22 protein-coding genes and 3 pseudogenes are annotated in these 21,426 nt (G+C 56.5%); 17 read left to right on the top strand and 8 right to left on the bottom strand.

The genetic code is table 11. The features are described 5' to 3' along the window. Nucleotides 1-530 (bottom strand): type VI secretion system Vgr family protein (locus ACIGHN_RS27780; protein ID WP_396507539.1); only part of this gene is annotated, 530 nt, incomplete at its 3' end. A 787-nt stretch (nucleotides 531-1,317) separates the two neighbouring features. Between ACIGHN_RS27780 and ACIGHN_RS27775 the strand changes: the two are divergent. Both ACIGHN_RS27775 and ACIGHN_RS27770 read left to right on the top strand, forming a co-directional pair. Next, nucleotides 1,318-1,695: pseudogene (locus tag ACIGHN_RS27775) on the top strand (transposase); the annotation flags it as partial. Between the two features lie 57 nt (nucleotides 1,696-1,752). Next, complete coding sequence (locus tag ACIGHN_RS27770; RefSeq protein ID WP_396507541.1) at nucleotides 1,753-1,902, top strand: IS3 family transposase; 150 nt, start codon at nucleotides 1,753-1,755, stop codon at nucleotides 1,900-1,902. Between the two features lie 547 nt (nucleotides 1,903-2,449). Here the strand turns inward: ACIGHN_RS27770 and ACIGHN_RS27765 are convergent. Together ACIGHN_RS27765 and ACIGHN_RS27760 are read right to left on the bottom strand one after the other, a co-directional pair. Then, nucleotides 2,450-2,663 (bottom strand): annotated as a pseudogene (locus ACIGHN_RS27765) (IS3 family transposase); the annotation flags it as partial. A 76-nt stretch (nucleotides 2,664-2,739) separates the two neighbouring features. Continuing rightward, nucleotides 2,740-2,868, bottom strand: coding sequence for a transposase (locus tag ACIGHN_RS27760; RefSeq protein ID WP_396507538.1), 129 nt, complete (start codon nucleotides 2,866-2,868; stop codon nucleotides 2,740-2,742). 565 nt (nucleotides 2,869-3,433) lie between these two features. Between ACIGHN_RS27760 and ACIGHN_RS27755 the strand changes: the two genes are divergently transcribed. The 11 genes and pseudogenes from ACIGHN_RS27755 to ACIGHN_RS27705 all read left to right on the top strand — a co-directional run bounded on the left by ACIGHN_RS27755 (nucleotide 3,434) and on the right by ACIGHN_RS27705 (nucleotide 14,281). Beyond that, nucleotides 3,434-4,348 (top strand): STM4015 family protein, encoded by a 915-nt coding sequence (locus ACIGHN_RS27755; RefSeq protein WP_396507537.1) that lies wholly within the window; start codon nucleotides 3,434-3,436, stop codon nucleotides 4,346-4,348. A 12-nt stretch (nucleotides 4,349-4,360) separates the two neighbouring features. After that, nucleotides 4,361-5,428, top strand: coding sequence for an STM4014 family protein (locus tag ACIGHN_RS27750; RefSeq protein WP_396507535.1), 1,068 nt, complete (start codon nucleotides 4,361-4,363; stop codon nucleotides 5,426-5,428). A gap of 4 nt (nucleotides 5,429-5,432) precedes the next feature. Beyond that, a complete protein-coding gene (locus ACIGHN_RS27745; RefSeq protein ID WP_396507533.1) occupies nucleotides 5,433-6,245 on the top strand; it encodes an STM4013/SEN3800 family hydrolase in 813 nt (270 codons plus the stop codon). Next, the gene (locus tag ACIGHN_RS27740; RefSeq protein WP_396507531.1) at nucleotides 6,239-7,579 is read left to right on the top strand and encodes an STM4012 family radical SAM protein; all 1,341 of its coding nucleotides are present in this window, start codon (nucleotides 6,239-6,241) and stop codon (nucleotides 7,577-7,579) included. The genes ACIGHN_RS27745 and ACIGHN_RS27740 overlap by 7 nt, the downstream gene beginning before the upstream one ends. After that, on the top strand, nucleotides 7,573-8,421 hold the full coding sequence (locus tag ACIGHN_RS27735; protein WP_396507529.1) for an STM4011 family radical SAM protein: 849 nt from the start codon (nucleotides 7,573-7,575) through the stop codon (nucleotides 8,419-8,421). Before ACIGHN_RS27740 ends, ACIGHN_RS27735 begins: the two co-directional genes overlap by 7 nt. After that, nucleotides 8,421-8,972 carry an adenylyl-sulfate kinase gene (gene cysC / locus ACIGHN_RS27730; RefSeq protein ID WP_396507527.1) on the top strand — a complete coding sequence of 184 codons (552 nt, stop codon included), beginning with the start codon at nucleotides 8,421-8,423 and terminating at the stop codon, nucleotides 8,970-8,972. Before ACIGHN_RS27735 ends, cysC begins: the two co-directional genes overlap by 1 nt. A gap of 309 nt (nucleotides 8,973-9,281) precedes the next feature. Continuing rightward, nucleotides 9,282-9,677 (top strand): annotated as a pseudogene (locus tag ACIGHN_RS27725) (IS481 family transposase); the annotation flags it as partial. Between the two features lie 519 nt (nucleotides 9,678-10,196). Beyond that, the gene (locus tag ACIGHN_RS27720; RefSeq protein WP_396507526.1) at nucleotides 10,197-10,559 is read left to right on the top strand and encodes a hypothetical protein; all 363 of its coding nucleotides are present in this window, start codon (nucleotides 10,197-10,199) and stop codon (nucleotides 10,557-10,559) included. A gap of 126 nt (nucleotides 10,560-10,685) precedes the next feature. Then, on the top strand, nucleotides 10,686-12,941 hold the full coding sequence (locus tag ACIGHN_RS27715) for a hypothetical protein (RefSeq protein WP_396507525.1): 2,256 nt from the start codon (nucleotides 10,686-10,688) through the stop codon (nucleotides 12,939-12,941). Between the two features lie 38 nt (nucleotides 12,942-12,979). Beyond that, nucleotides 12,980-13,633 (top strand): hypothetical protein, encoded by a 654-nt coding sequence (locus ACIGHN_RS27710; protein ID WP_396507523.1) that lies wholly within the window; start codon nucleotides 12,980-12,982, stop codon nucleotides 13,631-13,633. Between the two features lie 84 nt (nucleotides 13,634-13,717). After that, complete coding sequence (locus tag ACIGHN_RS27705) at nucleotides 13,718-14,281, top strand: DUF6891 domain-containing protein (RefSeq protein ID WP_396507521.1); 564 nt, start codon at nucleotides 13,718-13,720, stop codon at nucleotides 14,279-14,281. 404 nt (nucleotides 14,282-14,685) lie between these two features. On the opposite strand, the gene ACIGHN_RS27700 is transcribed toward ACIGHN_RS27705, so the two are convergent. Both ACIGHN_RS27700 and ACIGHN_RS27695 read right to left on the bottom strand, forming a co-directional pair. Further along, nucleotides 14,686-15,147: a hypothetical protein gene (locus tag ACIGHN_RS27700; RefSeq protein ID WP_396507519.1), complete on the bottom strand. Its 462-nt coding sequence runs from the start codon at nucleotides 15,145-15,147 to the stop codon at nucleotides 14,686-14,688. 978 nt (nucleotides 15,148-16,125) lie between these two features. Continuing rightward, nucleotides 16,126-16,644, bottom strand: a complete 519-nt coding sequence (locus tag ACIGHN_RS27695; RefSeq protein ID WP_396507517.1) for an META domain-containing protein — start codon at nucleotides 16,642-16,644, stop codon at nucleotides 16,126-16,128. Between the two features lie 582 nt (nucleotides 16,645-17,226). Between ACIGHN_RS27695 and ACIGHN_RS27690 the strand changes: the two genes are divergently transcribed. Beyond that, nucleotides 17,227-17,652 carry a hypothetical protein gene (locus ACIGHN_RS27690; RefSeq protein ID WP_396507515.1) on the top strand — a complete coding sequence of 142 codons (426 nt, stop codon included), beginning with the start codon at nucleotides 17,227-17,229 and terminating at the stop codon, nucleotides 17,650-17,652. Here the strand turns inward: ACIGHN_RS27690 and ACIGHN_RS27685 are convergent. Further along, entirely contained in the window at nucleotides 17,641-17,916 is a 276-nt protein-coding gene (locus tag ACIGHN_RS27685; RefSeq protein ID WP_396507514.1) for an H-NS family nucleoid-associated regulatory protein, read from the bottom strand. The two genes, ACIGHN_RS27690 and ACIGHN_RS27685, sit on opposite strands and share 12 nt — an antisense overlap. A 499-nt stretch (nucleotides 17,917-18,415) precedes the next feature. Here ACIGHN_RS27685 and ACIGHN_RS27680 point away from each other — a divergent pair, with 499 nt between their 5' ends. Beyond that, the gene (locus tag ACIGHN_RS27680; RefSeq protein WP_396507512.1) at nucleotides 18,416-18,709 is read left to right on the top strand and encodes a DUF4148 domain-containing protein; all 294 of its coding nucleotides are present in this window, start codon (nucleotides 18,416-18,418) and stop codon (nucleotides 18,707-18,709) included. Nucleotides 18,710-19,410: 701 nt separating this feature from the next. Here ACIGHN_RS27680 and ACIGHN_RS27675 read toward each other — a convergent pair. Then, complete coding sequence (locus ACIGHN_RS27675; protein ID WP_396507510.1) at nucleotides 19,411-19,821, bottom strand: helix-turn-helix domain-containing protein; 411 nt, start codon at nucleotides 19,819-19,821, stop codon at nucleotides 19,411-19,413. Nucleotides 19,822-20,025: 204 nt separating this feature from the next. Here ACIGHN_RS27675 and ACIGHN_RS27670 point away from each other — a divergent pair, with 204 nt between their 5' ends. Beyond that, entirely contained in the window at nucleotides 20,026-20,472 is a 447-nt protein-coding gene (locus tag ACIGHN_RS27670) for a hypothetical protein (protein WP_396507508.1), read from the top strand. Here ACIGHN_RS27670 and ACIGHN_RS27665 read toward each other — a convergent pair. Further along, nucleotides 20,469-20,771 carry a helix-turn-helix domain-containing protein gene (locus ACIGHN_RS27665; protein WP_396507506.1) on the bottom strand — a complete coding sequence of 101 codons (303 nt, stop codon included), beginning with the start codon at nucleotides 20,769-20,771 and terminating at the stop codon, nucleotides 20,469-20,471. The genes ACIGHN_RS27670 and ACIGHN_RS27665 overlap by 4 nt on opposite strands. Before the next feature lie 106 nt (nucleotides 20,772-20,877). Here ACIGHN_RS27665 and ACIGHN_RS27660 point away from each other — a divergent pair, with 106 nt between their 5' ends. Beyond that, complete coding sequence (locus ACIGHN_RS27660) at nucleotides 20,878-21,330, top strand: HAD domain-containing protein (RefSeq protein WP_396507504.1); 453 nt, start codon at nucleotides 20,878-20,880, stop codon at nucleotides 21,328-21,330. Nucleotides 21,331-21,426: the final 96 nt, after the last annotated feature.

The raw sequence follows: 21,426 nt of genomic DNA, 5'->3' as shown, positions 1-21,426 counted from the left end.
TCGGCCAGCACCAGGGTGTGGCTGCCCGCGCTGTGCGTGAAGTAGTAGTAGGCGCCTTCGTGCTCGAGCAGGCGCGCCACGAATTGGTAGTCGCTTTCTCCGTACTGGGTGCAGTAGTCCCAGGTGCGGTAGCTGCGGGTGAGCTTTTTCTCGATGGGATAGCCGTATTTGCCCAGCACTTCCATGATGATGTCCGGCACGGTCATGTGCTGGAATATCTTGAAGTCGGTCTTGCGCGTGGCCACCCACAGCCAGGGGCGAAGGCGCATCTTGTAGGACCCCCAGCGGTGGTCCTGCCCCTGCATGCCAAAGTGCGTGACCAGGCCGCTCAGGTAGCGTTTGCCCAGGCCTTCGATTTCCACCACCACCGATGCCGCCTTGCCCAGCAGGGCCTTGGGGTCGATGCTTTTGCTCGCGCTCACCAGGTCGATGTCCAGCGAGTACAGCTCGCTCAGAGTCTCGGTGCCGTCGAGTTTGCGAAACTGCAGTTCTTCGCCCAGCGGGGTTTGGATGGTGACGCGGCGGGTCATGGCAAATGGGTGTGTGTCTTGGCGCTCACCGGTCAACAGTCGCACTGGCGCAGTGCAATCTGTGGCGCGGGTTCAGCTGGGGGAGGTCGATGGCCGCCGTCAAGCGGGCAAAAAAGAGCCGCATCCGTAGACGCGGCTCTTGGGATGCGCAACCAGCGTGCGCATCGAAGAAAGCAGCCAGGGGGCACAGCCCCAGCTATCAGGCTTCCTTGTTTTCCTTGATGCTGAAGCCCATCTGGCTCGTAGCACCCTTGGCAGCCGGCATGCGACTTGCACTACTAGGCTGAGGTAGCCGATCGAGTACTGCGCCTTCAATAGCTGTGCACTCTGGCGCATAACGCATTCGGCTATCACGTTGCCTTGTGAGTCAATCATGCTGATCAAAGAGTGGGCGCTCGATACCATCAGCAACCAAGTGGTAGCGACTATAGATATAGGACACATTATGTTCATGACAATAGTAGTAGTAGGACAACCACCACGGGCAGTTTGAGCAGATGCGCAAAAACAGCTGGGAAGCAAGCCAACGGGCGCCACCAGCGGCGCTGGTCGATGGGTGGCGCGTTGGCAACGCGGAGGCTAGAGCTTCTATACTTCTTCCTGCGGACTCTCAAAATGATCTCAAAACGAGGTCCGTTAGGGAAGTGCCCCCGCCTTATGGCAAGCATCAAACTATCTTTGGACGCAATTGGTTTGAAAACTTTAAGTAGATGTCCTATTGACCAGCCCCCTCACGGCAGTACCAGTTGAATGCAAGTGAGGTCCGTCAACCTAGACAATGACGGACATGAGGAAGAGTCGATTTACTGAACAGCAGATCATTGGGTTCTTGACGCAGTCAGAGTTTGGCCTGCCGGTCAAGGAGGTCTGCCGCCAAGGCGGGTTCAGCAAACCCACGTTCTACAAGTGGCACGCCAAGTACGGCGGCATGGAAGCCGACGAGGCCCGACGCCTAAAGGGCCTTGAAGTCGAGAACGCTCGGCTCAAGAACCTGCTGGCCGAAGCCCCCCCCTCGACCTGGAGGCGCTTCAGGTCGGTTTCGGAGCAAAGCGCTAGCCCCCCGCAAGGCAAGCGCAAGGCCATCGCCCAGATGCTGGAACACACCCATCTCTCTGAGCTGCGGGCTTGTCGTCTTGTGCGGCTGTCCCGAGACGCCTGGCGGCATACCCCACAACCTGATGCACACACGGTGCGTATGGCTGAACGCATGTAAGCCGTGGCGATGGACAGGCGCCGCTTTGGGTATCGACGTGTGCACGACATGCTGCAGGGCGATTTTCCCGGCACCAACCACAAGAAGGTGTTTCGCTTGTACCGCAAGCAGGGTTTGACCGTTCGCAAGCGCAACAAGGGCAAGAAGTACCGTTGCTAGCGCACACCGCTGGTGGCGGCGACACGGATCAATCAAACAGGGAGCCTGGACTTTGTCAGCGACTCGTTGAGCAACGGCAGGCGCATCAAGTGCTTGACCATTGCCAACGACTTCAGCCATGAATGTGCGGATATCGCGAAGGACCTGTCCATGCCCCCCCGCTACATTTGCGGCCAAGCACGGCAATCCCAACCCAACTATTGCAACAGGATCGGTTAACCTGCAACCCCTTGGGCCTCTCCCTTGGGCCTCTCTCCAACCGATTGATATGGCTGCAAGGGGCAGGCAAATGTTCCGAGCTGTTTCGCAAGAGTTGATATAGTCCTTGCAATCCACCAAGCAAGTGAGGCCATATTGATAGAGAGGTGGCTTCGGTTGGCTCTCTCAGCCCTATCAAATACCGGGTGAACATTGGCTCGCGGCATAAAACCAGTCCAAATTTTTATCCGCACCTCCGTAGATCCGACTCGCACGAACTTGGATCTACATATGAATCGCCCCGGGTTTGAACTGCCCCCCAGAAGTTGGACGGTCACGATTCCGCAGATCAGGCGGTGCTTCTCAGCCGGTACGCAATCGGACTAAGCCCCTGCAGCCCGAGCTTGATGCGCTCGTGGTTGTAGCAATGAACGCAATCATGCACCCGCTTCCAGCGTATCAAGACTGTCGGGCCTTGCGAGATGGAAGTACTCGGCTTTCAGGGTGCCGAAAAAGCTTTCAATCACCGCGTTGTCAAAGCAGTTGCCCTTGCGGCCCATGCTTTACATGCTCATCGCTCATGCCCGGCACATGCCGAGAGCGCTTCTTCGCGCGGATCAACGCACATAGCCCCATCTTTCACATCAGACGCTGCACGCACTCCTGGTTAACCGTTTCCGCCATAGAATTGCACAGAGCGGCCGTGATTCGTCGGTATCCGTAGCGCCCCCTTTGCTCGTCGTACACCGTGCGGATCGTGGCCGCCATCGCGCTTGGCTGGTCGGCGCGATGGGTCGCCTAGCACTGGTAGTAGAACGTGCTAGGCGCCGCCTTCGCCTGCCAAGAAGCTCTGGACCACTTCCAGCTTGAACTCCGTTTCGTACTTCTTCATGAAACCCCTTGAAGTCTGCCCAACTTCTGGGGGTCAGCTCAAACCCAGAGCGATTCATGCCGGCAACAGATCCTGGGTTCGCAACTTGGTAAGTTGCGGGCGATGGATTTTAACGTCAATACATGGGCTAAATGTAATATGCACCTAGTCAGGCCCACTACGGCCACTGGCGCTTTCAAAGAAAGTCTGATGCCAGCCATAAATTCTGGACGCTTTTTTAGCGCTCCATGACCTGCGATAATGGCAAGCCCATAAGGATTTGCAAAGTGCTGGCGCGCGGCTTATCCACGGGTTAACGCTTGCTTCCTAAGGAGGCAAGTTTTGGCGCTGTTAGATCCATTGCGAATAGATGGCGCTCAAAGGGTCAACCCAGCGTATTCGTTTACATGGCGAGCGGCCTGCAATTTTTTATTTCATTTATGTACCCTGGGGAGGGCACTTGTGACGATTTCGGAACGCACCGAAGTATTTTTCGGTAAGACAGTTCAGGACTACCAAGGTGGAGACCCCGTTGGTGGAAGCGGAGTAGTTCATCGACTGACGCTCGACTACGACGATTCGCGCAGCCTGCTGGAACTGCTGCAAGAGTACCTTTCGAAGGTCGACCTGGGACAGTTAGAAGCGCTTGTCATCGGCGCTTGGGGCGAACCTCACGACAACAGTCCCAATGAAGCGCTGGACCGACTGATTGAACTGGCGCCCCAGTTGCCAAACTTCAAGGCGCTGTTTGTGGGTGACATGACCTACGAGGAGTGCGAGATCTCCTGGATCATTCAAGGCACGGGCTACAACCATCTGCTGCAGGCTTTTCCGCTGTTGGAGGCATTGCGCATCCGCGGGTCCACTTCCCTGGAGTTGTCGCCGGTTTCCCATACCGGATTGCGTGAATTGGTGATTGAGAGTGGCGGATTGCCACAGGAGATTGCGCAGGCGCTCGCTCAGTCAGAGCTACCGGCTCTGGAGAAGCTGGAGCTTTGGCTGGGTGATGACAACTATGGCTTCGAGGGCGATGTAGCGTTGTACCGTCAGGTGCTGCAGAAGCTGCGCACACCGGCACTGCGTGTGCTGGGTCTGCGCGACTCGCAGATCGCTGACGAACTGGCCATCTGGCTGGCCAGCGAGGCGTGGGTCGCGTCGCTGGACACGCTGGATTTGTCGCTGGGCACCCTCGGCGATAAGGGCGCACAGGCCCTGCTGGCGAGCCCGCACACTGCGGCGTTGAAGAAGCTGGACCTGTCGCACCACTACATCTCCGAATCGCTGCAGGGAAAGCTGCGCGCCGCGATCCCCGGCGTCGTGCTTGACGACGCGCAGGGAGCCGCAGACAACGACCGCTACGTGGCCGTTGGCGAATAGGCCGGGAAGCTCGTGCATCGCTGGGTGGTGCTGGGCGTAGCCGGCAGCAAGCGCACGCGCGGGCTGATGGCGGCCGCCGCTCTCGCGCGTGTGTCCGTACAGCTTGTCGAATGGCGGGACTGGCTCGCCGCGCCCGATCGCCTGGCCCAGGCGCTGCGGGTACCGTGCCGGTTCAAGATCGAGCCGCCAGGCGACGACCCGCAGGTGCACCTCGCGTTGCTGCACCGTGGCTGTGAGAGCCTGGGCCGGCCGCCGTGCGCAGCACCCGAGAGCGGCGAACTGGCGGCGGTCGACGCCTGGTTTGCGGGTTTTCAGTGGACGATGCAGCAGCTAGCGGCACTGCTTGCCGCGCAGCCGCAGGCCAGCGTCGTGAATGCGCCTGACGACATCATCGCGATGACCGACAAACTGCATTGCCAGCAACGCTTGCGCGAGCAGGGGCTTGTCACCGCAGCGCTGCTGGGGCCGGTGCAAGGCTATGACCATCTTGTCGACTTGCTGGACCACCATAGTCTGGACCGCGTGTTCGTCAAGGCGCGCTACGGGTCGTCAGCTGCCGGTGTGGTGGCCTACCGGCGCGCCGCAGGCCGCCAGCAGGCCACCACGTCGGCGCAACTGCATGCCGATGGCCTGCGGCTGTTCAATGTCAAGCGCGTGTGCAGCTATCAGGGGCTCGACGATGTGCGCCATGTCATCGACCTGGTAGCCGCGCAGGGGGCCTACGTGGAGGCCTGGCTTCCCAAGCCCCGCTGCGGCACGGGCCACTTCGACCTGCGCGTCGTCACTTTCGGCGCGCGTGCGGCGCACCGTGTGGCGCGTGTGAGCGGGAAGACTCTGACCAACCTGCACCTGGACAGCGTACGCGCCGATCCGGCGCAACTGCTGTCTGCGAACGATCTCGGCGTGATGGAGGCGGCCGCCGAGCAGGCGGCACGCGTGTTTCCGCGTGCCGCCGTCATCGGCTTCGACCTGGTCGTGCGGCAAGGCACGGCGCGCGTGCTGGAGGCCAATGCCTTCGGCGACCTGCTGCCCGGCCTGCTCTGGCAGGGTCGCGATACCTATGCCACCGCGCTGGACTGATGCAATGACGACCAATCCAGACATGAACGGCGTGGTGGGCACGCACGATATTTTGATCATCACGCTGGACACACTGCGTTTTGACGTCGCACAGGCTGCATTCGAGCGCGGCGAACTGCCAATGCTGGCGCGCCACCTGTCGCCCAGCGGCTGGGAGCGGCGTCACTCGCCGAGCAGTTTCACGTACGCCGCGCACCAAGCTTTCTTCGCGGGCTATCTGCCCACGCCAGCGTTGCCCGGGCGGCATGCGCGGCTGTTTGCGAGTGCCTTCCGCGGTAGCGAGACCACCGCGCGACACACGTTCGCGTTTGACGAGGCCTCGCTGCCCGAGGCGCTGACCGCGCGCGGTTATCACACGGTGTGTATCGGCGGCGTCGGCTTCTTCAACCAGCAGAACGCACTGGGCCGTGTGTTGCCAGGGCTGTTCGCCGAGAGCCATTGGAACCCCGCATTGGGTGTGGGCCGGCGCGATTCGACCCGGCGGCAGGTGGCGCTGGCGGTGGAACGCCTCAACGCCATCGACGGCCGCGTGCTGTTGTTCATCAACGTCTCGGCCATCCACTCGCCCAACCGCGCCCATATGCCGGGTGCCGTGGAGGACTCGTTGGCCACCCATGCCGCCGCGCTGCGCAGCGTCGACGCCGCTCTGGCGCCGTTGTTCGAGGTTTGCGCCGCGCGCGCGCCGACCTTCGTCATCGTCTGTTCCGACCACGGCACTGCCTATGGCGAGGACGGCCATCATGGCCACCGTGTCGGGCACGACGTCGTGTGGACCGTGCCCTACACACATTTTTTTCTTGGAAATTCCACATGCTGAAGACGCTGTCACTGGCCGAGGCCATGCGCCATGGGGCCTACCAGGCATACTCATACAGCTATCCGCACAAGAGCGCCTACCGCGTGCTGGACACTCCGCACGCGTTGGACGCACTGTGGGCCACGCAGGACCGCTCGGCGCTTTTTGCTTACGTGCACGTGCCCTTCTGCACGATGCGCTGCGGCTTCTGCAACCTGTTCGCGATGGCGCAGCCGGACGACACGCTGGTGGACGCCTACGTAGACGCCGTGCTGCGGCAGATGCAGGTGATGGACCGTGTGCTCGGCGAGCGGCGCTTCGCACGGCTGGCGCTGGGCGGCGGCACGCCGAGCTTCCTGTCGGCCGGACAGCTCGAGCGCCTCTACGCGGGCGCGCAGCGCTGGCTAGGCATCGACCTGGCCGCCACACCGTCGGGCATCGAGGTATCACCGGAGACGGTCACGCACGAGCGTCTGCAGGTGTGCCGCGCGATGGGCGTGCGGCGCGTCAGCATGGGCATACAGAGTTTTGCCGATGCAGAGATGCGCGCGCTGGCGCGGCCGCAACAAGGCCGCGTTGTCACCGAGGCGATCACGGAGATACGCCGGGCCGGTTTTGAGGTGATGAATCTGGACCTCATTTACGGTATCGCCGGCCAGACGGCCGCGAGCTGGCTGGCGTCGCTGGACAGCGCACTGGCATTCGCGCCGGAGGAGCTCTACCTGTACCCGCTGTACGTGCGTGCGCAGACGGGCCTGGGCAAGCTGTCCATCCGGCAGGCCGAAGCTAGCGGTGCCGACCAGCGCCAGGCTCTGTACGCCATGGCGCGCGACCGGCTGCGTGCAGCCGGCTACCGGCAAGTTTCCATGCGCATGTTCCGTGCGCCGCATGCGCCACAGGACGACGGCCCGGTGTACTGCTGCCAGGACGACGGCATGGTGGGATTGGGCGCAGGCGCGCGCTCCTATACGAGCACGCTGCACTGGTCCAGCGACTACGCCGTAGCACGCGCGGCCACGCGTTCCATTGTCGAGAACTTCATAGCACAGGACGACACTCAGTTCGCGCAGGCGGTCTATGGGTTCGAGCTGGACGGCCAGGAGCAGCGCCGCCGCTATGTCATCCAGTCGCTTCTGACTGAGCCTGGCTTGTCGCTGGCGGCCTATGCGCAGCGTTTCGGCAACGCCGCGCTCGACGACCTGCCGCAACTGCAGGAGCTTGTCGCGCTCGAACTCGCGCACGACGACAGCGCGCTGCTTGCACTGAACGACCGCGGCACGGCCTATGCCGACACCATCGGACCCTGGCTGGCGTCGGCGCGTGTGCAAGAGGGCATGGCGAGCGACGCATGCTGACGCTACTCTACCGCGGCAGTTTGGAGAGTTGCAACTACACCTGCAACTACTGCCCCTTCGCCAAGCGCCGCGACACGCGGGCCACGCTCGCGCGTGACGCGGCCGAGGTGGCGCGTTTCGTCGGCTGGGCGGCAAGCCAGACGCGTACTCTGCGCGTGCTGTTCACCCCCTGGGGCGAGGCGCTGGTGCGGCGGCACTACCGCGAGGCCATGCTGGCGCTGGCCGCACTGCCGCACCTGTCGCAGGTGGCGCTGCAGACCAATCTGTCGGGCCCGCTCGCCTGGCTGACCGATGCACCCGTCGGCAAGCTGTCCCTGTGGTGCACCTACCATCCGGGGCAGACGACGCTGGCACGCTTCGTCGAACGCACGCGGCGGCTGGACGCCATGGGCATACGGTATTCCGTCGGCGTTGTGGCGCGGCACGAGCATTTCGAGGCGATCCGTGACCTGCGCACCGCATTGCCTGGCAGCACCATCTGGCTCAATGCGTACGATCGCCGTGGACCCGGCTACTACAGCGAGCGCGACCTAGCGTGGCTGGAGGACCTGGACCCGTGGTTCCCGCTGCAGCACGCACCGCCGCCGTCGCGTGGCGCTGCATGCCGGGCCGGCTCGGAAGTGCTATCGGTGGACGGCGAGGGAGAGCTGCAGCGCTGCCACTTCATCCCGACCCGCATGGGCAACCTCTATGTCGATGCGCTGGATGAGATGCTGCAGGAAAAGCGTTGCAGCCGCCTGCGCTGCGACTGCTTCATTGGCTATGCCCACCGGCGCGACCTGCCGCTGCACGAGCAGTTCGGTGACGGACTGCTGGCGCGCATTCCCATCGCGTCGGCGTGATGGTCATCTGGTTCACCGGTCGCCCCGCTGCGGGCAAGACCACCATCGCGACGGCGGTGGTGGCAGAGCTGCAAGCGTCGGGGCGGTGGGTACAACTGCTCGATGGCGACCAACTGCGTCGAGGCCCCAGCCGAGGCCTGACTTTTTCTCGAGCCGAACGCGATGAGCAGGTGCGTCGGGTGGCTGAATACGCACGCGATCTTGCCGACGCGGGCGTCATCGCAGTGGTTGCGCTCGTTTCGCCATTTAGTGCGGCGCGCGCCCACGCGCGGGCGTTGTGCGAGCCCCATGCATTCTTGGAAGTGCATGTCGACACGCCGATCAAGGTTGCCGAATCGCGCGATCCCAAGGGGCTGTATCGGCGCGCTCGGCGCGGCGAGATCGAGAACTTCGCAGGCATCGATTCGCCCTATGAGGCTCCTGAGCAACCCGACCTCAGGCTGGATGGTGCGGGATTGTCGCTAAACCTGCAGGTAGTGCAAGTCGTTCAGATGTTGCAGCGCTGTACTCCCCGCCTTGGCAAAGATACTGATGAAAATAGCCCTGACTAGAGAACCGGTGATGTTCTCTTCGTAGCTACGCAAGCACCTTGACGCAAGGAAAAACCGCTTGAGAAGCGCATCGACGGGAGGCGATTGGTCGCAATCCTCATGGATTGGAACTGCGTATGGGGCCAGTGGTGCTCACAGCTTGAGGCTAACTTGATGATCTACACGGCGGGCTGCGACTTGTGCATACCTTGCTGAGCAATCCAGCAATACAGGAAACTTGCAGGCGCACCCGATACCGACGAGCGCCGCACCGTTTTCGGGGTGCGTACGGCTAATGGCTTGCCCAGGCAACTGCCGTCCCTCCAAACTGACCTGCTGGCTGCGACGCGGCAGTTTATCCAACCCAATGTCTCGCGCTCCGGGCTGGATCGGTGTTTACGCCGCCATCGGGCGGGTAAGCTCAGCCCCCTCCTCGCCCCCCAGCACCCTTGGAGCCTGCGTTAGCCTACAGGGCCTTCGAGAGCCACTGCCCAGGCTATGTGCATATATCGATGTGAAGTACCGCCCCATATTGAAGACGAGAGCAGCAGGCTTTACCTGTTCATGGTCATTGACTTGGCCACTCGTTGGGTGATTGTGCAAACCAAGTCAAACAACACGGCCGCAAGTGCTCAAGCCTTTATGAAGGCCTTGCACAAGGCCTGTCCGGTCAGAATCACCAGAACAACGGCAAGGCTCATGGACCGCCTACTTACCAGTGCGGAAGCTTACCAGTGCTAGCCTATGAGATCCATGTCGGGGCGTGGCCAAAACGTGATCTGCGTTGGTTTTTGGCCTGCTTCGGCCCCTACCGCAGTCTCAAAAAAACCCTTATGCCAGTCATAAGTGCCGGACGCTTTCTTGCCCCTCCATGACCTGCGACCATTAGGAAACACCTACAAGATTGCATAGAGCGGAAGCATAAGTTATCTGGCGATTGATCGCAAAACATTGTACAACCTACTTTAATAAGTATTGTTTCCAGTTTAACCAATAGCCTTCCACAACTCGTGGGCTCCTTGTGCATTCCTCTTCAGTTACTCACCCCCCATATATCCTAGGTTACTACCTGCTCTGGCTCGTTTCTTGACTGTTCAAGCACTTCCAAACCTTTCTTTCAATTGTGGTAGCCCGCTTGCTGCACAATTTATGTGATTTAGAAGCGTGCTTTGTATAGCATCTATTAAATTGATCGCCGCTGCACTTTGCGCTCGCATTTAAAAATTCTAACTTATCAGAACTTATATGACCTACTATACTCGAGCCAATCTTGAAATGATCATTCATGGAGAAAGCGAAGGACAGTATGCGAAGGAACCAGGGGATGCGATAGAGAATTTTATTTCCGTCGTCCGAGTTTACCTAGAGCCTTTCAACTATTCCACCGGAGATATTCTAAAAGGTTTTGAACAAGCGATGCGCCATGGCACTGGTGAGTTTGGAAATATGTTTCACACTGATTTTGAAAAAATAATTGAAAACGCTTCAAAAAAAATTCCTGAGGCAATTTTCCGGTTGCGTTGTTCTGGCTCGGAATTTTACGATGTGTACCTCCGGGAATTTTGTAATGGAAAAATAACTATTTCCATTGGGCCGTTCGAAGAATAAAATATGCGAGCGATTAAAAATCAAATCAAGCTGGCAATCATTGATTTGTATGTATTATATATCAGACATGTGCATTTTTCCGGAAAACGCTCTCGCCTCGCACTACCTCGTTTAGCTTAATTTGCCATGTCTCAGCCAGTCGCACTAATCGCGCGCGTTCGGATGACCGAAAGGGCCTTCAGAAAATTCTTGCGCAGTGAGCATGCCGATTTTCTGGTCGAACTGATTGCAAACGAACTAATAACGACTTCCAAAGCATACTACGCCTTCCGATTCCTTAAGTCTGAACAGGCACTATTCGCTTTCTTCTTTTTTAATCATGGAAATGCCGATCTCTTGCGCAGGTCGTGCGAATGGACAATTATTCAACAACTCGCCATCTACTCAGATGACGATCGCGGATTTGCACTTCACAGCCTTGACGCACTGAATCCATTCGATAATGTTATCACGTCCTACCAATTCATGGATGGGCGTTGCGTGGAAAAACCTTTTGCAAAGATTCAAGGATTCGATCGGGCTGAATTCATGAAGGAGTGTGTCAAATACTTCTTTGACGCAACCGATGTAACGTTCGCGCTGGCATTAAAAAAGGGACTTATTGTAGATAAGTCCATTGCCAAACGCAGCTTTGCACATGTTGAAAGTAAGCGTATTGATGGCCTAGGGGAGAAGCTGCACGAAGCAAGTCTCAAGCAACCGATTCACTTATTCGGGGACTATTTCTTCAACGGCCGTTACGTTTACCATAATGATGTTGGCGAGGTTACGCTCCTACCCGAGATCGATGCTGCAAGCTTTCGCCCCGCCGCATGGGGTGGCACCGACGTGCGTCACGCTGTTATCCGTGACCAAGTTTTGAAAGTAGATGTTGGCAGCTTCAAGATGTTGCAGAGAGGTGAGACGGAGTTTTACAAGGATCAATCAAAGGTATTTTCGGCGCATTTCAATGATAGATATGACAAAAAGTTGCGACCAATGCCTTCTGCTGATGCACCTAGCTTTAAAATGCGCGATGAATTTTTAGCGGAAGATTCATGTAACTTTTATTTCTGCGGGAATATTATTCCACGTTCCGAATTGGGATCAATTCGTGTCGAACCAGCTGGTTATTTTTATGATCTCAAGCTATTCGTCGGCGATTACGCTGTTTACCTGGGGGGACAGCGCCTAGCGCTCGATGCTGTCAGTTTTCGCATTGAGCAAGATCTACCTGTAGAAGGCTGTGGTATCGCATATGTAAACGCTTATGTTGTCAGCGATGCCAGCGGCTTCTACCTGCTGGATAGAGAACTTCTCTGGAATGGCCGCTTCGGTAGTCCTCGACTTACACAAGTGGCGGATATCGTGCGCGCACAAGCCTTTGTTGCGCGGATTTCGCAGGCTTACAGGGAGCGAAGCAAGTTGATGTGCGATCGCCCACAACCTACAGATTCAGACGACACAAATGACGCAGTCATATTGACAGCATACGCAAAGAACTTTGAGCGTTGGGCTGAGAATTTTTTCGATTTGGTGTACTCCCAAGATAGATTTGACCCAGAGAGTGCTATCTACCGCGAAGTGTCTTACTACTTCCATGCGCTGTTTCACCTCGCTCGCCCAAGAGATGTTATTTATTTTTATTCTAAAATACAGCACACAGCCTGGCTTCACCCAGAGATATTTCATCACACTGCTCGCAGCTACGCTGCCTTGAGCCAGAGTGAAGAGGCGCTGGAAGAAATGCGCAAAGCGTTTGCCTACAGGTATGCCAAACGTCAAATGCTTTGGCAGGATCCAAACCTATCAACGCTCCGACGGGATCGGAGATACGAGATTTTGTTCGCGCAATTTTCGGATCGTAGCGACGTGCGCCCTCTGGCGTCAATGGAGCTTCTTGATGCGATCCTGACGCTACCGCCCATTGACGGGCGATCTGCATGCAGCGCGATCATCGGTTATTTACGCAGCTTGGCGCTCGGCACATCTTTCATGCTTTCGCAGCACGAGACTCCCGACGCCGGGCGTGTCTCAAAGTTGCAGAAAATTTTTAAATTTTATCTGAATCAACATCTTGTCCAAAACTATGCGACAAGATTCAAAATTCAAAGTGCGTGGAACCAAAGCGACTTCTACAACACCTACCGGGTGCACCCATTTCTTCACCCACTTGCGCACTGGAAACGTTACGAAGAAATTTATCGCAACGCACATTGTTGCGCTGATGAAAATGAATCCAAGCGCCTACTTGATTTGGCCCAGCCGATATTTGATATTTTCAAGACTGCTATAAGCGCCGCCCGATCAGCGGGCGATCCGGATGTGATAAAAGATATAGAGCGCGAGTACGATGACAACAGCTTATTTCGCTACATCATGGGACGAGATTGGTGCAATTAAGCCCAAACTGGGCGGAGGATAGTTAAGCAAGCATTAAATTGATTTATCTATACGGGCATTATCCAACGGCTAATTTTCCGCAAAATCTCCATGCAACCAAAAATACATTTAGCATACTGAACGTTTTCTACAAATACAATTCATCTTCAAAATTTTTACAGCAAAAACTTTTTATGCAAGATTTTCGACTGATTATTAAGACTGCGGTGGCCGTCATCTGCTTTTCGGGATCCTTAGCGTTCGCACAAGACACCCGGCTGGAGCTAGTCCAAAGAATTGCAACGGCTCAGGGGGTCCAAGATCAGATTGAGCGGCAGTTGGAAGATCAGAAAGCATCTTTGCAAGGGTACGGCCAAAGGATGTTTGATGACCTAGTAGCCCAGAGCGGTGGCAATGCAACGGAGGCGCAGAAAGCCGCTTTCGACCGATTCGTGCAGCGCTGTGCTCAAATGTTCTCCGCCAAGGAACTGGTTGCAAAGTGGGTGGAGAACTATGGTGCCCAGCTTTCAACAAGTGACTTGCACAAAATTCTGAAACACTACAAGTCCCCCATCGGCAAGAGAGAGGTTGTCGCTAACACTGTTGCCATAGTCGCTGTTTCAGCCTGGGTGAACAACGAAAGCGAAGTCAGAATGAGCGCGTTGCTTGCTGAGCTTGTGAAGGATTTACAGGCGGTGCCAGAAAAACGCTGAATTGCAGGTGTATACACGTAGTCGTGACTACATCAACCTGATTTATGTAAATACTCATTCTTACTCTATCAACCATCACACACCATGCCCATCGACAACGACATACAGAGAGAACTTCAAGCCCTAGTTCGAGGCGGATTTGACGATCGAGATAGTATTCTTGAAATCCTGACCGAGGAAATGGATGAACTGGGCGAGCTTGACGCAGAAGACCTGAAACTGGCCTTGGCAGCGGCAATTCAAACGCACGAGAAGTCCAAGGCGGGCTGGCCTCAGACCACCGATTGCGATCGGCTCGACGCTGCATTTGATGAGCTCGGTCAGCGCGGCATCATAACTCTGCAGAACGCGGGTTACACGCAAAGCGACGGCTACAGCGATGTGATCAGTGATTACTACGAAGCTGCAGATCCAAGCCTTTTTTTCGGCTATTGTTTCTTTCACGGACAGGACTTGGCGCGCGCAATCGACGGCGGCGGGCTCTTCCTTGCGTTCGGGCCGCTGGATGCCAGCAAAGAAGGCTCTGACGGTCTGCGCGTGGGAAACTTAGTTGCTGATGAACTGCGGCGTGCAGGGTTCGAGGTCTGCTGGGATGGTACCTTCGATCAACGCATTCATTTGCCGGCATTCGACTGGAAGAGGCGCTAACGCCAGCCTCCGCGTGAACGAACCTCGTATCCTGCATCACCGCATCCATCCGGTCCTACGGACGCTCCGGGACCCGATTTGACCTGTGCGTCAGCCCATCACAGGTTGCCGCAGGCAGCGCCACCGAGCCGTGACCTATGCGCTAACTCGCCCGCATACATACGGTTGGCGGGCGCCGCAGCACCCCATTTGCAGGCTACAAGCCTGCTGCACGCGCATCTGTCCTATGGCCAGCAACTTGTGCCCAGCTATCGACGGTCGCCCATCGCGGATCTAGTGCCGTTTCACGGGCGACTGGCCACCGAGAGCCGGGATTTCAAATGAGGAAACTGCCGTGCTGCTGTTGTTCAGCCTAGAGTGCATTCGAGCTTGCGCAGCTATGAATGAACCTACTTATCTCCTGGCTACCGATCTGCACCTTCTGGGCACTTGAGTGCGGGAGTTGTTGTTTTTATTTTAGCAGATGCTTTGCCCGGCGAGATTTCCGTTAATTCTCTAAGCTGCACCGAACAACTCGACGCAGTGACAAGCATAGAGGTGTCGTAATACCTGCCTGCTTCAGGGGTGAAGGTTGCGCCGATAGGGCCACAGCTTGACCTTGCACCACCGGCGTCTACTGCCCAGTACATTTCCAGCGTTAACGGCTTTTCTGCTGGAATGACATATTCATGGTATGACCACGGAATATCATCTGTGGCTGGCATTCCAACCTTTTTATTTGCGACTAACATAGAGTATCCACCTGCCGCAGCGTGTATTTTCTCTTGATTTCTTGCTCCATAGCAAACTTGGCCCGGGTGCATATACACCGCCGTTCCATGGAACACGCGAATTTTAGCGGAATGGCCTGCACTATGAGTTTGCATGGGGCTCGATGAGCAGCCCAACAACAAAACCAAGACGGCGACGGATATTATCCTATAGAACATAAATACCTATTAAAATTCTTTTAAATATAAAACTAAAGGTGTTAATTTTTTATATTATTTCTCACTCACATGCCAAGGATCGCGCTTAAGGTAACCGTTGATTTTTTCCATTGTCGAGCGCCCTCGAGGCGCCGACCGTTTTCGTTCAATCTGCCGGCGTTGCGCTATGTCACTTTAGATTAGGTCCCATGTGCTCCACGAAATACAAAGTCGGTGCGCACGCACAAAAGCCCACGAATGCAATTAAGCCTCACGGCAAAGATCCTTGGCGCCTTTGCGCTGGAGCCTGAGCCGGCTCAATAGCGGTGAACTCCTTTCTATATGGATTCAGCCCAAAGCACGGATTGCTGAGTAAATAGCTGCACGTTCGGATTGCATGAGGATTCGATTGTAAGACAACAGCGGAATTGGTCAGTGGGTGACATGCCTGTTCCCTTGACTATTTCTTCGATGCAATGACACTCGTTTGCAACCGTTCATTGTGGACAAGACATGTTTAATGCCTCCTACCCAGCGCCCCTGGCTGAATCTGTCCAAGCTAGCTTTTTTGCATGCATTCTCAATCTGCCCATCAATTTTTCTAACACTGCAACATAGACTTTAACGCGTCGGGACCGCGCCCATGCAAAAAGGTCAACCGATGTCGTCCTGCGGACTGGGTACGCCGTGACAACAAGTAATGCGACTCCATTCGAGCAGAAAATTGGGGAATTTATCCGAATATAGCAGGCTCTTTATCCAGATCAAGCAATCGCTACTTGAGCTGATCTCCAGCCGAGCACGGCGAATCCCTCAAATCACTGCGCCTGTTAAGCTTCGAGCACAGTCGCCACGGAGATCACCAAACAACCTGGCAGAACGTACTAGACGGCTGCGAGCAGCGCAGCGTGAAACTTTGCATCAGTCAAAGCGATCTCACTTCGGCTTTGTTCGCAGTGCTTGAAACACCAATTGACTGCCGTCCGATGTGCGCAATGTCAACTGCGGTGAGCCGTTTTCATCTTCATTGATGTGGACGTTTATAGCGCTCGATATCTTTCCGAATACTAGTGATTCCAGCCGCATGATTGCAGCGTCGTCGCACGCGGCATATGTCATGAAATCGGGCGATATCTTGATGCGGCCAGGTTTCAACAGGGAATACCGCCAGCTGGCGAGGTTGCAAACCTGACCGGAGATGTGCCCCGAACTGTGAAAAATGAGGGTAACAGAAGGATTTCGGAACGCTGACGACCTTGGCCAGTCTGCATCCTCGACACCCTTGATGTTGAAAATTCTGACCAAAGCCCATTCGTTGGCAGAAAGCTCATTGTCCAAGTCAGGAGCAATTGCGTGTTGCGCGACAGAGCCCTTACTCTGTGCAAAAACGGTTTCAGCACTCCCGGCGAATAAAAGAATAATGCACGCAATTGCGGTGATGGGTTGGAGTTTCATTTGCTATTGAAAATGAAAAGAGCTTGCAAAAATTTGCTCGTTGACTTTATGCAGCTTAGCTCAATCGACGCCTGAATATAGCGCGTGAAACTTATGCCTGGCATCAATTTTCTTCGCTTGCCTTTCACGATATGGGATAAATTGCCCTACAGTTTTCCAGGGTGCTAAGGCGACTCAGACAAAATGCAAAATCGCCGATTGCTGACAATCTAGGGATTCTCTGCACGAACCTCCTCGCGATATGTTTGAGGTTTCTTGAAGGCCCGACAGTACGGCCGTGAAGCAAAGCAGCCGGAGCCTGAGCAAAAATCCAAACGCACCCGCAAGCGAATTCCTAGATGCTGTGGCGTCGGTGGTGCCCTTGTCTCGCTGATCGAGCCCAGCGCGCCCGAAAGCGGGCGGCGCGGCCAGCAAACCTTTGCTGTACAGACCTGCTGCGCATCCACTTCGTGCAGCAATGGTTCAAGCTCAGTGACCCAGAGATGCAAGAAGCCTCGCACGACGTGCCTCCGACGATCCAACTTACCAGGGAGTGCAAAAACGCCCAGATGTGACACAGCACAGGTACGCGGTCACGCCACCATGAAGACTTCCAAGCGCAAGCAGCTGGACAAGGAACACCCGGTGCATGCGCTGCTGGAGAAGGTTGAGCAGATCAACGGCGGCGTCCGAGCCGAGGTGGAGCATCCGTTCAGGTATGTTGACTTCCACCCAGAGGTGCCCCCCCTCTCATACCTACTCGACTGGAGATTTACAAAGCCTCGTAGGCTAGTGAGCTCTCCCGCAAGCTCCAAGCAAAAAGTACATCTGCCCATCCTCGCGCTGGCTGCCACGATGCCCCGGCGGACTGGAACAGCTCTGCTCAATCTGTACAGCAGCCCTCAGGGGATGTTGGATTTGGAACGCATCTGCAGCCAGCGCGAAGTGATGAGCCGAACACAATCGCTGCAAGGGTTTGCATGCTTTGTCCATTCCGCATGCGCGAGCCGCGCCGCCCTATCGGATTAAGAACTGCTCGCGATCCTTGCCGGCGATCCACTTCGGTGGCAAGCCACGGCCCGTCCAGGTAGAGCCGGACTGCGGGTCGTGGTATTTGGCGGGCACTTTCTTGAGATCGGGCGTCCACGGAAACACCTGCTGTGCCGTGAAGTCGAACTCCTTGATCAATTGCTTGACTGTGTCCAGCGCGGCGGCCGCTTCTGCCTTGCGGGCTTTATTGATCTGTTCGTCGAGATTGCGCTTTTGCGCGAGGAGTTCTGCGTAGGTGGCCATAAGAAGCATTTGAGATAGGGAAGATGTCGCGGCACATCCAGGAAACGAGCCGGCATGCCAGCTGAGCATTAAGCAGCCTGAGTTGTTGCACCTGACGCCGCGGATACGCCTTCGCGCCACGTTTTTACATTGGCGAACTCATGCGCGCATCCCGTGCACTGCAGGCGCTCGGTGTAGCGCATGACGCCGCTGCTGTCGCGGGCCACCACGTGGTGGTAACTGGTGGCACCGCAGTAGCCGCACCGGCTGGGAGGAGATGGTGAAGTACTGAGCATCTGCATGCGATTCTCACATCAATCTCAAAGACTTGGTAGGCCGAAAAATTGTTCTCAATACTGGAACAGTCAGTTCGCGACTGGGTGGTTTTTCTCTGAACACCACCAGCGTACAGTTCAACCCATCGATGAGCCGAACCTGCAAGGCGACTCACCGAACCCGGTTCAAGAATGTTTTTTGTACCGGCTTTACTGAGACGCTTTTAACTTCAAGGACTTTCATCATGAACAACACCGCACGCTTCCTCTCCATCGCCGCTGTCGCTGCCTTCGCCTCTTTCGGCGCACAAGCCGACGAAGCTGACGCTTCGCAATTCGCCACCAAGTTCGACACGAACCGCACCCGCGCTGAAGTGGCTGCCGAAGCATCTTCCGTCGCCCAAACCCGCAGCATTGAGCCAGCCGGCTCCCGCGTCGTGACTTACAAGTCCACGGCTGACCGCGCTGCCGTGCGCGCCCAGGCTGCTGAAGCCGTGCGTACCGGCACGATCCCTTCGGGCGAAATCAGCGCCATGTAATTGACGCAGTTGCGGGCCTTCCCATGGTGGTGGCATTGGCGGAATGTCGCTGGTGCTGCCGCCATGGGGAGTGTTTGGACCCGCTGCGACGTGAAAGCAAACTGGGCTCCTCTATGGGAGCCCTTTTTGTTTGGTAAACGCCTATGCAAGCAGCTGTAAAAGCTTGGATGTTCTGAGCGTTCGGTCCCGACGGTACAGGTGAGCTCCCTTCAGGATCGCTCCGAGTCACCTCGGCCCTGATTGCCATAGATCTCGAGCAAGGCACCGTCAGAACTGAATCGGGCCGGAGCTATCACCTGTCCGCCCCACCAGAAGAGAGCCGAGGTCTGCGAGTATTGATGACCGCCAATGCTTCACGCATGCTCGGTGTTATCGCAGATGACTTGAGTGACGCGATCTGGGATGCAGTCAGTTCAGGCGCGTGGCCAAGAGGAATGAAAAGTCTCTTACCGCCCTATCAATGAGCTGCATAAAACTTTCTACACGGAGGCTGATCTCGGTCAACAATTCCGAGATCAGCTATCGGGAGAAAAGCGTCGCCGCCGGAGGCATGCTTTCGCAGAAGTCACACCGCAGGCCTGCTTTGCGCAGATCGCAAAAGCGAGTCCTCGCGGATTGCCAAGCGCTGTCACGGCAATGGCTCAATCACGGCCATGGTACCGATCTTGGCCATGATGGCGTCGGCAGATGGCGAATCTGACCTACCAGAGCCCTCTCTTGTTCACTTGGGCGAGTACCGTGGACAACGCAGCGAGTGATTGCGGCTCGGTCAGCACATCGCTGAGCTTGAATGATTGTGGCAACGCGATCCCGGCGGCTTCGTGAGTACGCCTGAGAACTTGCTCCACCAAGCTGGTCCGAGGAACGAACGTATAGTAAACATCGCAATCGAGGCCTTGGGCCAAGCGCGCGAGGGTATTCAGCGTAATGGTCCCGTTTGCCTCGGCTTGCTCCAGCTTGCGAGCGCCCTGAGCGGTCACGCCCATGCGCTCCCCCAACGCTTTAGAACTCATACCCAGGGCCAGGCGTACCGTCTTTGCCCATCCACACCTGGGCGTTGCCGGGCGCTGCAGTTTCGCAAACTCGCGAAACTGCCTGTCGAGTTCGGCCAATCGGGTGAGATCCAGGCGATTCTTCAAAGGGCGTAAACAGTTGAGACAACAGACTGGTTGCCGGTGCAGACGGTTGGGCAACCGCTAGCTTTCCATTGAGGGTCAGGCAAGCTCAGACGCTGCAGACAGCACTCCTGTTCCGCTATCTTCGCACGCCACGGTCCCAAATGGGACCAATTGGTCTCATATTAACTTGAATGGCGAATGATGCTGCGTTTGGAAAAATCGACTCTTGGAAACTTTGGGGCCCACGACATGATGGATTTGGTCATGTCGCACGGATTGGAAGTCATCTTGCCGAATGCACTTGACGACAAGCAGTTGCTGCTGGTGTCTGACCAGTTCAGAGATCTTCTGTCGGGGGTCGCGTGGAGCGGGGACCATGATCCAGCCCATGCAGCTTTGCCGCTGACCCTGCTACTTCTCTCCAAGGCGGGTGCAAAAGGGCAAGACGACAGCTTCGAGGTCGGGCTGGATACCCTGCAGGCGGCCTTGTGCTTGCTGAACACTGCTGTCGATCGGGAGATCGTCAATCGAATGCTGCACCGCAGTGATCCCCTGCCCTTGCCCTTGGGTCAGGACCTGATGCAGGCCCTGGTCATGCTGGTGCAAGATGCCAACGAGAACGCCAAATCGGCATGTGCGGCTTAGTTGGGACTGATGCTCTTGAAATCTGTTTTGACGGTGTTGAGGAGTTCGGTGACCGAAGCCTCATCCAGGTCCGGGCAGTACGCTGCAACCACCAGCGTCAACGGATGGATCTGCATGTGCTGGGCTAACACTTCGACAGTGCGCAGACTTGGCACCTGATGGCCTTGCTCAATGCGGCTGATGTGCCGGCGGCTGGTTGCGAGCAACATGTCTTCCTGAACGAGGCCCCGTGCCGCGCGCAACTGCTGCAGCGCCCGACCAAAGTCGGCTTGGGGACGGACGCGCTTGCGGGAAGACATTCCCCCGATTTCCGCCCAGCAGGACCAAAAAGACCACGACCAACTAGTCTCATTGAACCGTTAGTCGAATTTAACGCTGTTGGAATTCTGTGTTTGAGCTAGCGCTATGCCCATACTCTTTCTGGACTTTGACGGTGTCCTGCATCCAGAGCATTGCCATGAGTCCAAGCACTTCTGCTGCCTGCCCCTCTTGGAAGGCGTGCTGCGTGAGGTGCCGGACTACGAGATCGTGATTACTAGCACCTGGCGGTTGCAAAAATCGCTGGATGAACTTCGCAGCTATTTCTCCAGCGACGTTGCGAATCGGATTGCGGGGATGACGCCCCAATTCAGCGAGCTGCAAGATGTGCCAGACACACTATTCGCGTACCAGCGACAAGCAGAGTGCCATGCTTGGCTATCAAAGCAAGGGATGCGCCACAGACCGTGGCTGGCCGTTGACGATCGATCGTGGCTGTATCGACCGTTCACGACATCCCTGTTTCTTGTGGACGGGCGAACTGGACTCACTGAACACCAAGCAGTCCAGCTTGCTACGCGCCTGCGACAGCTTGCTTAACTGTCGTATCCCGGACGATCATATGGCCGCTTGAGAAACAGATCCGGGCGCTCCTGGTACCACTCTTTCATGGCCTGCATGGGCGTCTTGCTGCCC

Origin of the sequence: Acidovorax sp. NPDC077693 (genome assembly GCF_044542805.1) — a bacterium.
Taxonomy (GTDB): Bacteria; Pseudomonadota; Gammaproteobacteria; order Burkholderiales; family Burkholderiaceae_C; genus Acidovorax.
The sequence above is the reverse complement of the archived record's forward strand: the minus strand, read 5'-3'. Positions and strand labels throughout refer to the sequence as shown.

Coding starts and splice junctions, on each gene's coding strand:
- ACIGHN_RS27770 (WP_396507541.1), top strand. CDS start 1,753: ATGGACAGGCGCCGCTTTGGGTATCGACGTGTGCACGACATGCTGCAG.
- ACIGHN_RS27760 (WP_396507538.1), bottom strand. CDS start 2,868: ATGGCGGCCACGATCCGCACGGTGTACGACGAGCAAAGGGGGCGCTAC.
- ACIGHN_RS27745 (WP_396507533.1), top strand. CDS start 5,433: ATGACGACCAATCCAGACATGAACGGCGTGGTGGGCACGCACGATATT.
- ACIGHN_RS27740 (WP_396507531.1), top strand. CDS start 6,239: ATGCTGAAGACGCTGTCACTGGCCGAGGCCATGCGCCATGGGGCCTAC.
- ACIGHN_RS27735 (WP_396507529.1), top strand. CDS start 7,573: ATGCTGACGCTACTCTACCGCGGCAGTTTGGAGAGTTGCAACTACACC.
- cysC (WP_396507527.1), top strand. CDS start 8,421: ATGGTCATCTGGTTCACCGGTCGCCCCGCTGCGGGCAAGACCACCATC.
- ACIGHN_RS27720 (WP_396507526.1), top strand. CDS start 10,197: ATGACCTACTATACTCGAGCCAATCTTGAAATGATCATTCATGGAGAA.
- ACIGHN_RS27715 (WP_396507525.1), top strand. CDS start 10,686: ATGTCTCAGCCAGTCGCACTAATCGCGCGCGTTCGGATGACCGAAAGG.
- ACIGHN_RS27705 (WP_396507521.1), top strand. CDS start 13,718: ATGCCCATCGACAACGACATACAGAGAGAACTTCAAGCCCTAGTTCGA.
- ACIGHN_RS27700 (WP_396507519.1), bottom strand. CDS start 15,147: ATGCAAACTCATAGTGCAGGCCATTCCGCTAAAATTCGCGTGTTCCAT.
- ACIGHN_RS27695 (WP_396507517.1), bottom strand. CDS start 16,644: ATGAAACTCCAACCCATCACCGCAATTGCGTGCATTATTCTTTTATTC.
- ACIGHN_RS27690 (WP_396507515.1), top strand. CDS start 17,227: ATGAAGACTTCCAAGCGCAAGCAGCTGGACAAGGAACACCCGGTGCAT.
- ACIGHN_RS27685 (WP_396507514.1), bottom strand. CDS start 17,916: ATGGCCACCTACGCAGAACTCCTCGCGCAAAAGCGCAATCTCGACGAA.
- ACIGHN_RS27680 (WP_396507512.1), top strand. CDS start 18,416: ATGAACAACACCGCACGCTTCCTCTCCATCGCCGCTGTCGCTGCCTTC.
- ACIGHN_RS27670 (WP_396507508.1), top strand. CDS start 20,026: ATGATGCTGCGTTTGGAAAAATCGACTCTTGGAAACTTTGGGGCCCAC.
- ACIGHN_RS27665 (WP_396507506.1), bottom strand. CDS start 20,771: ATGTCTTCCCGCAAGCGCGTCCGTCCCCAAGCCGACTTTGGTCGGGCG.
- ACIGHN_RS27660 (WP_396507504.1), top strand. CDS start 20,878: ATGCCCATACTCTTTCTGGACTTTGACGGTGTCCTGCATCCAGAGCAT.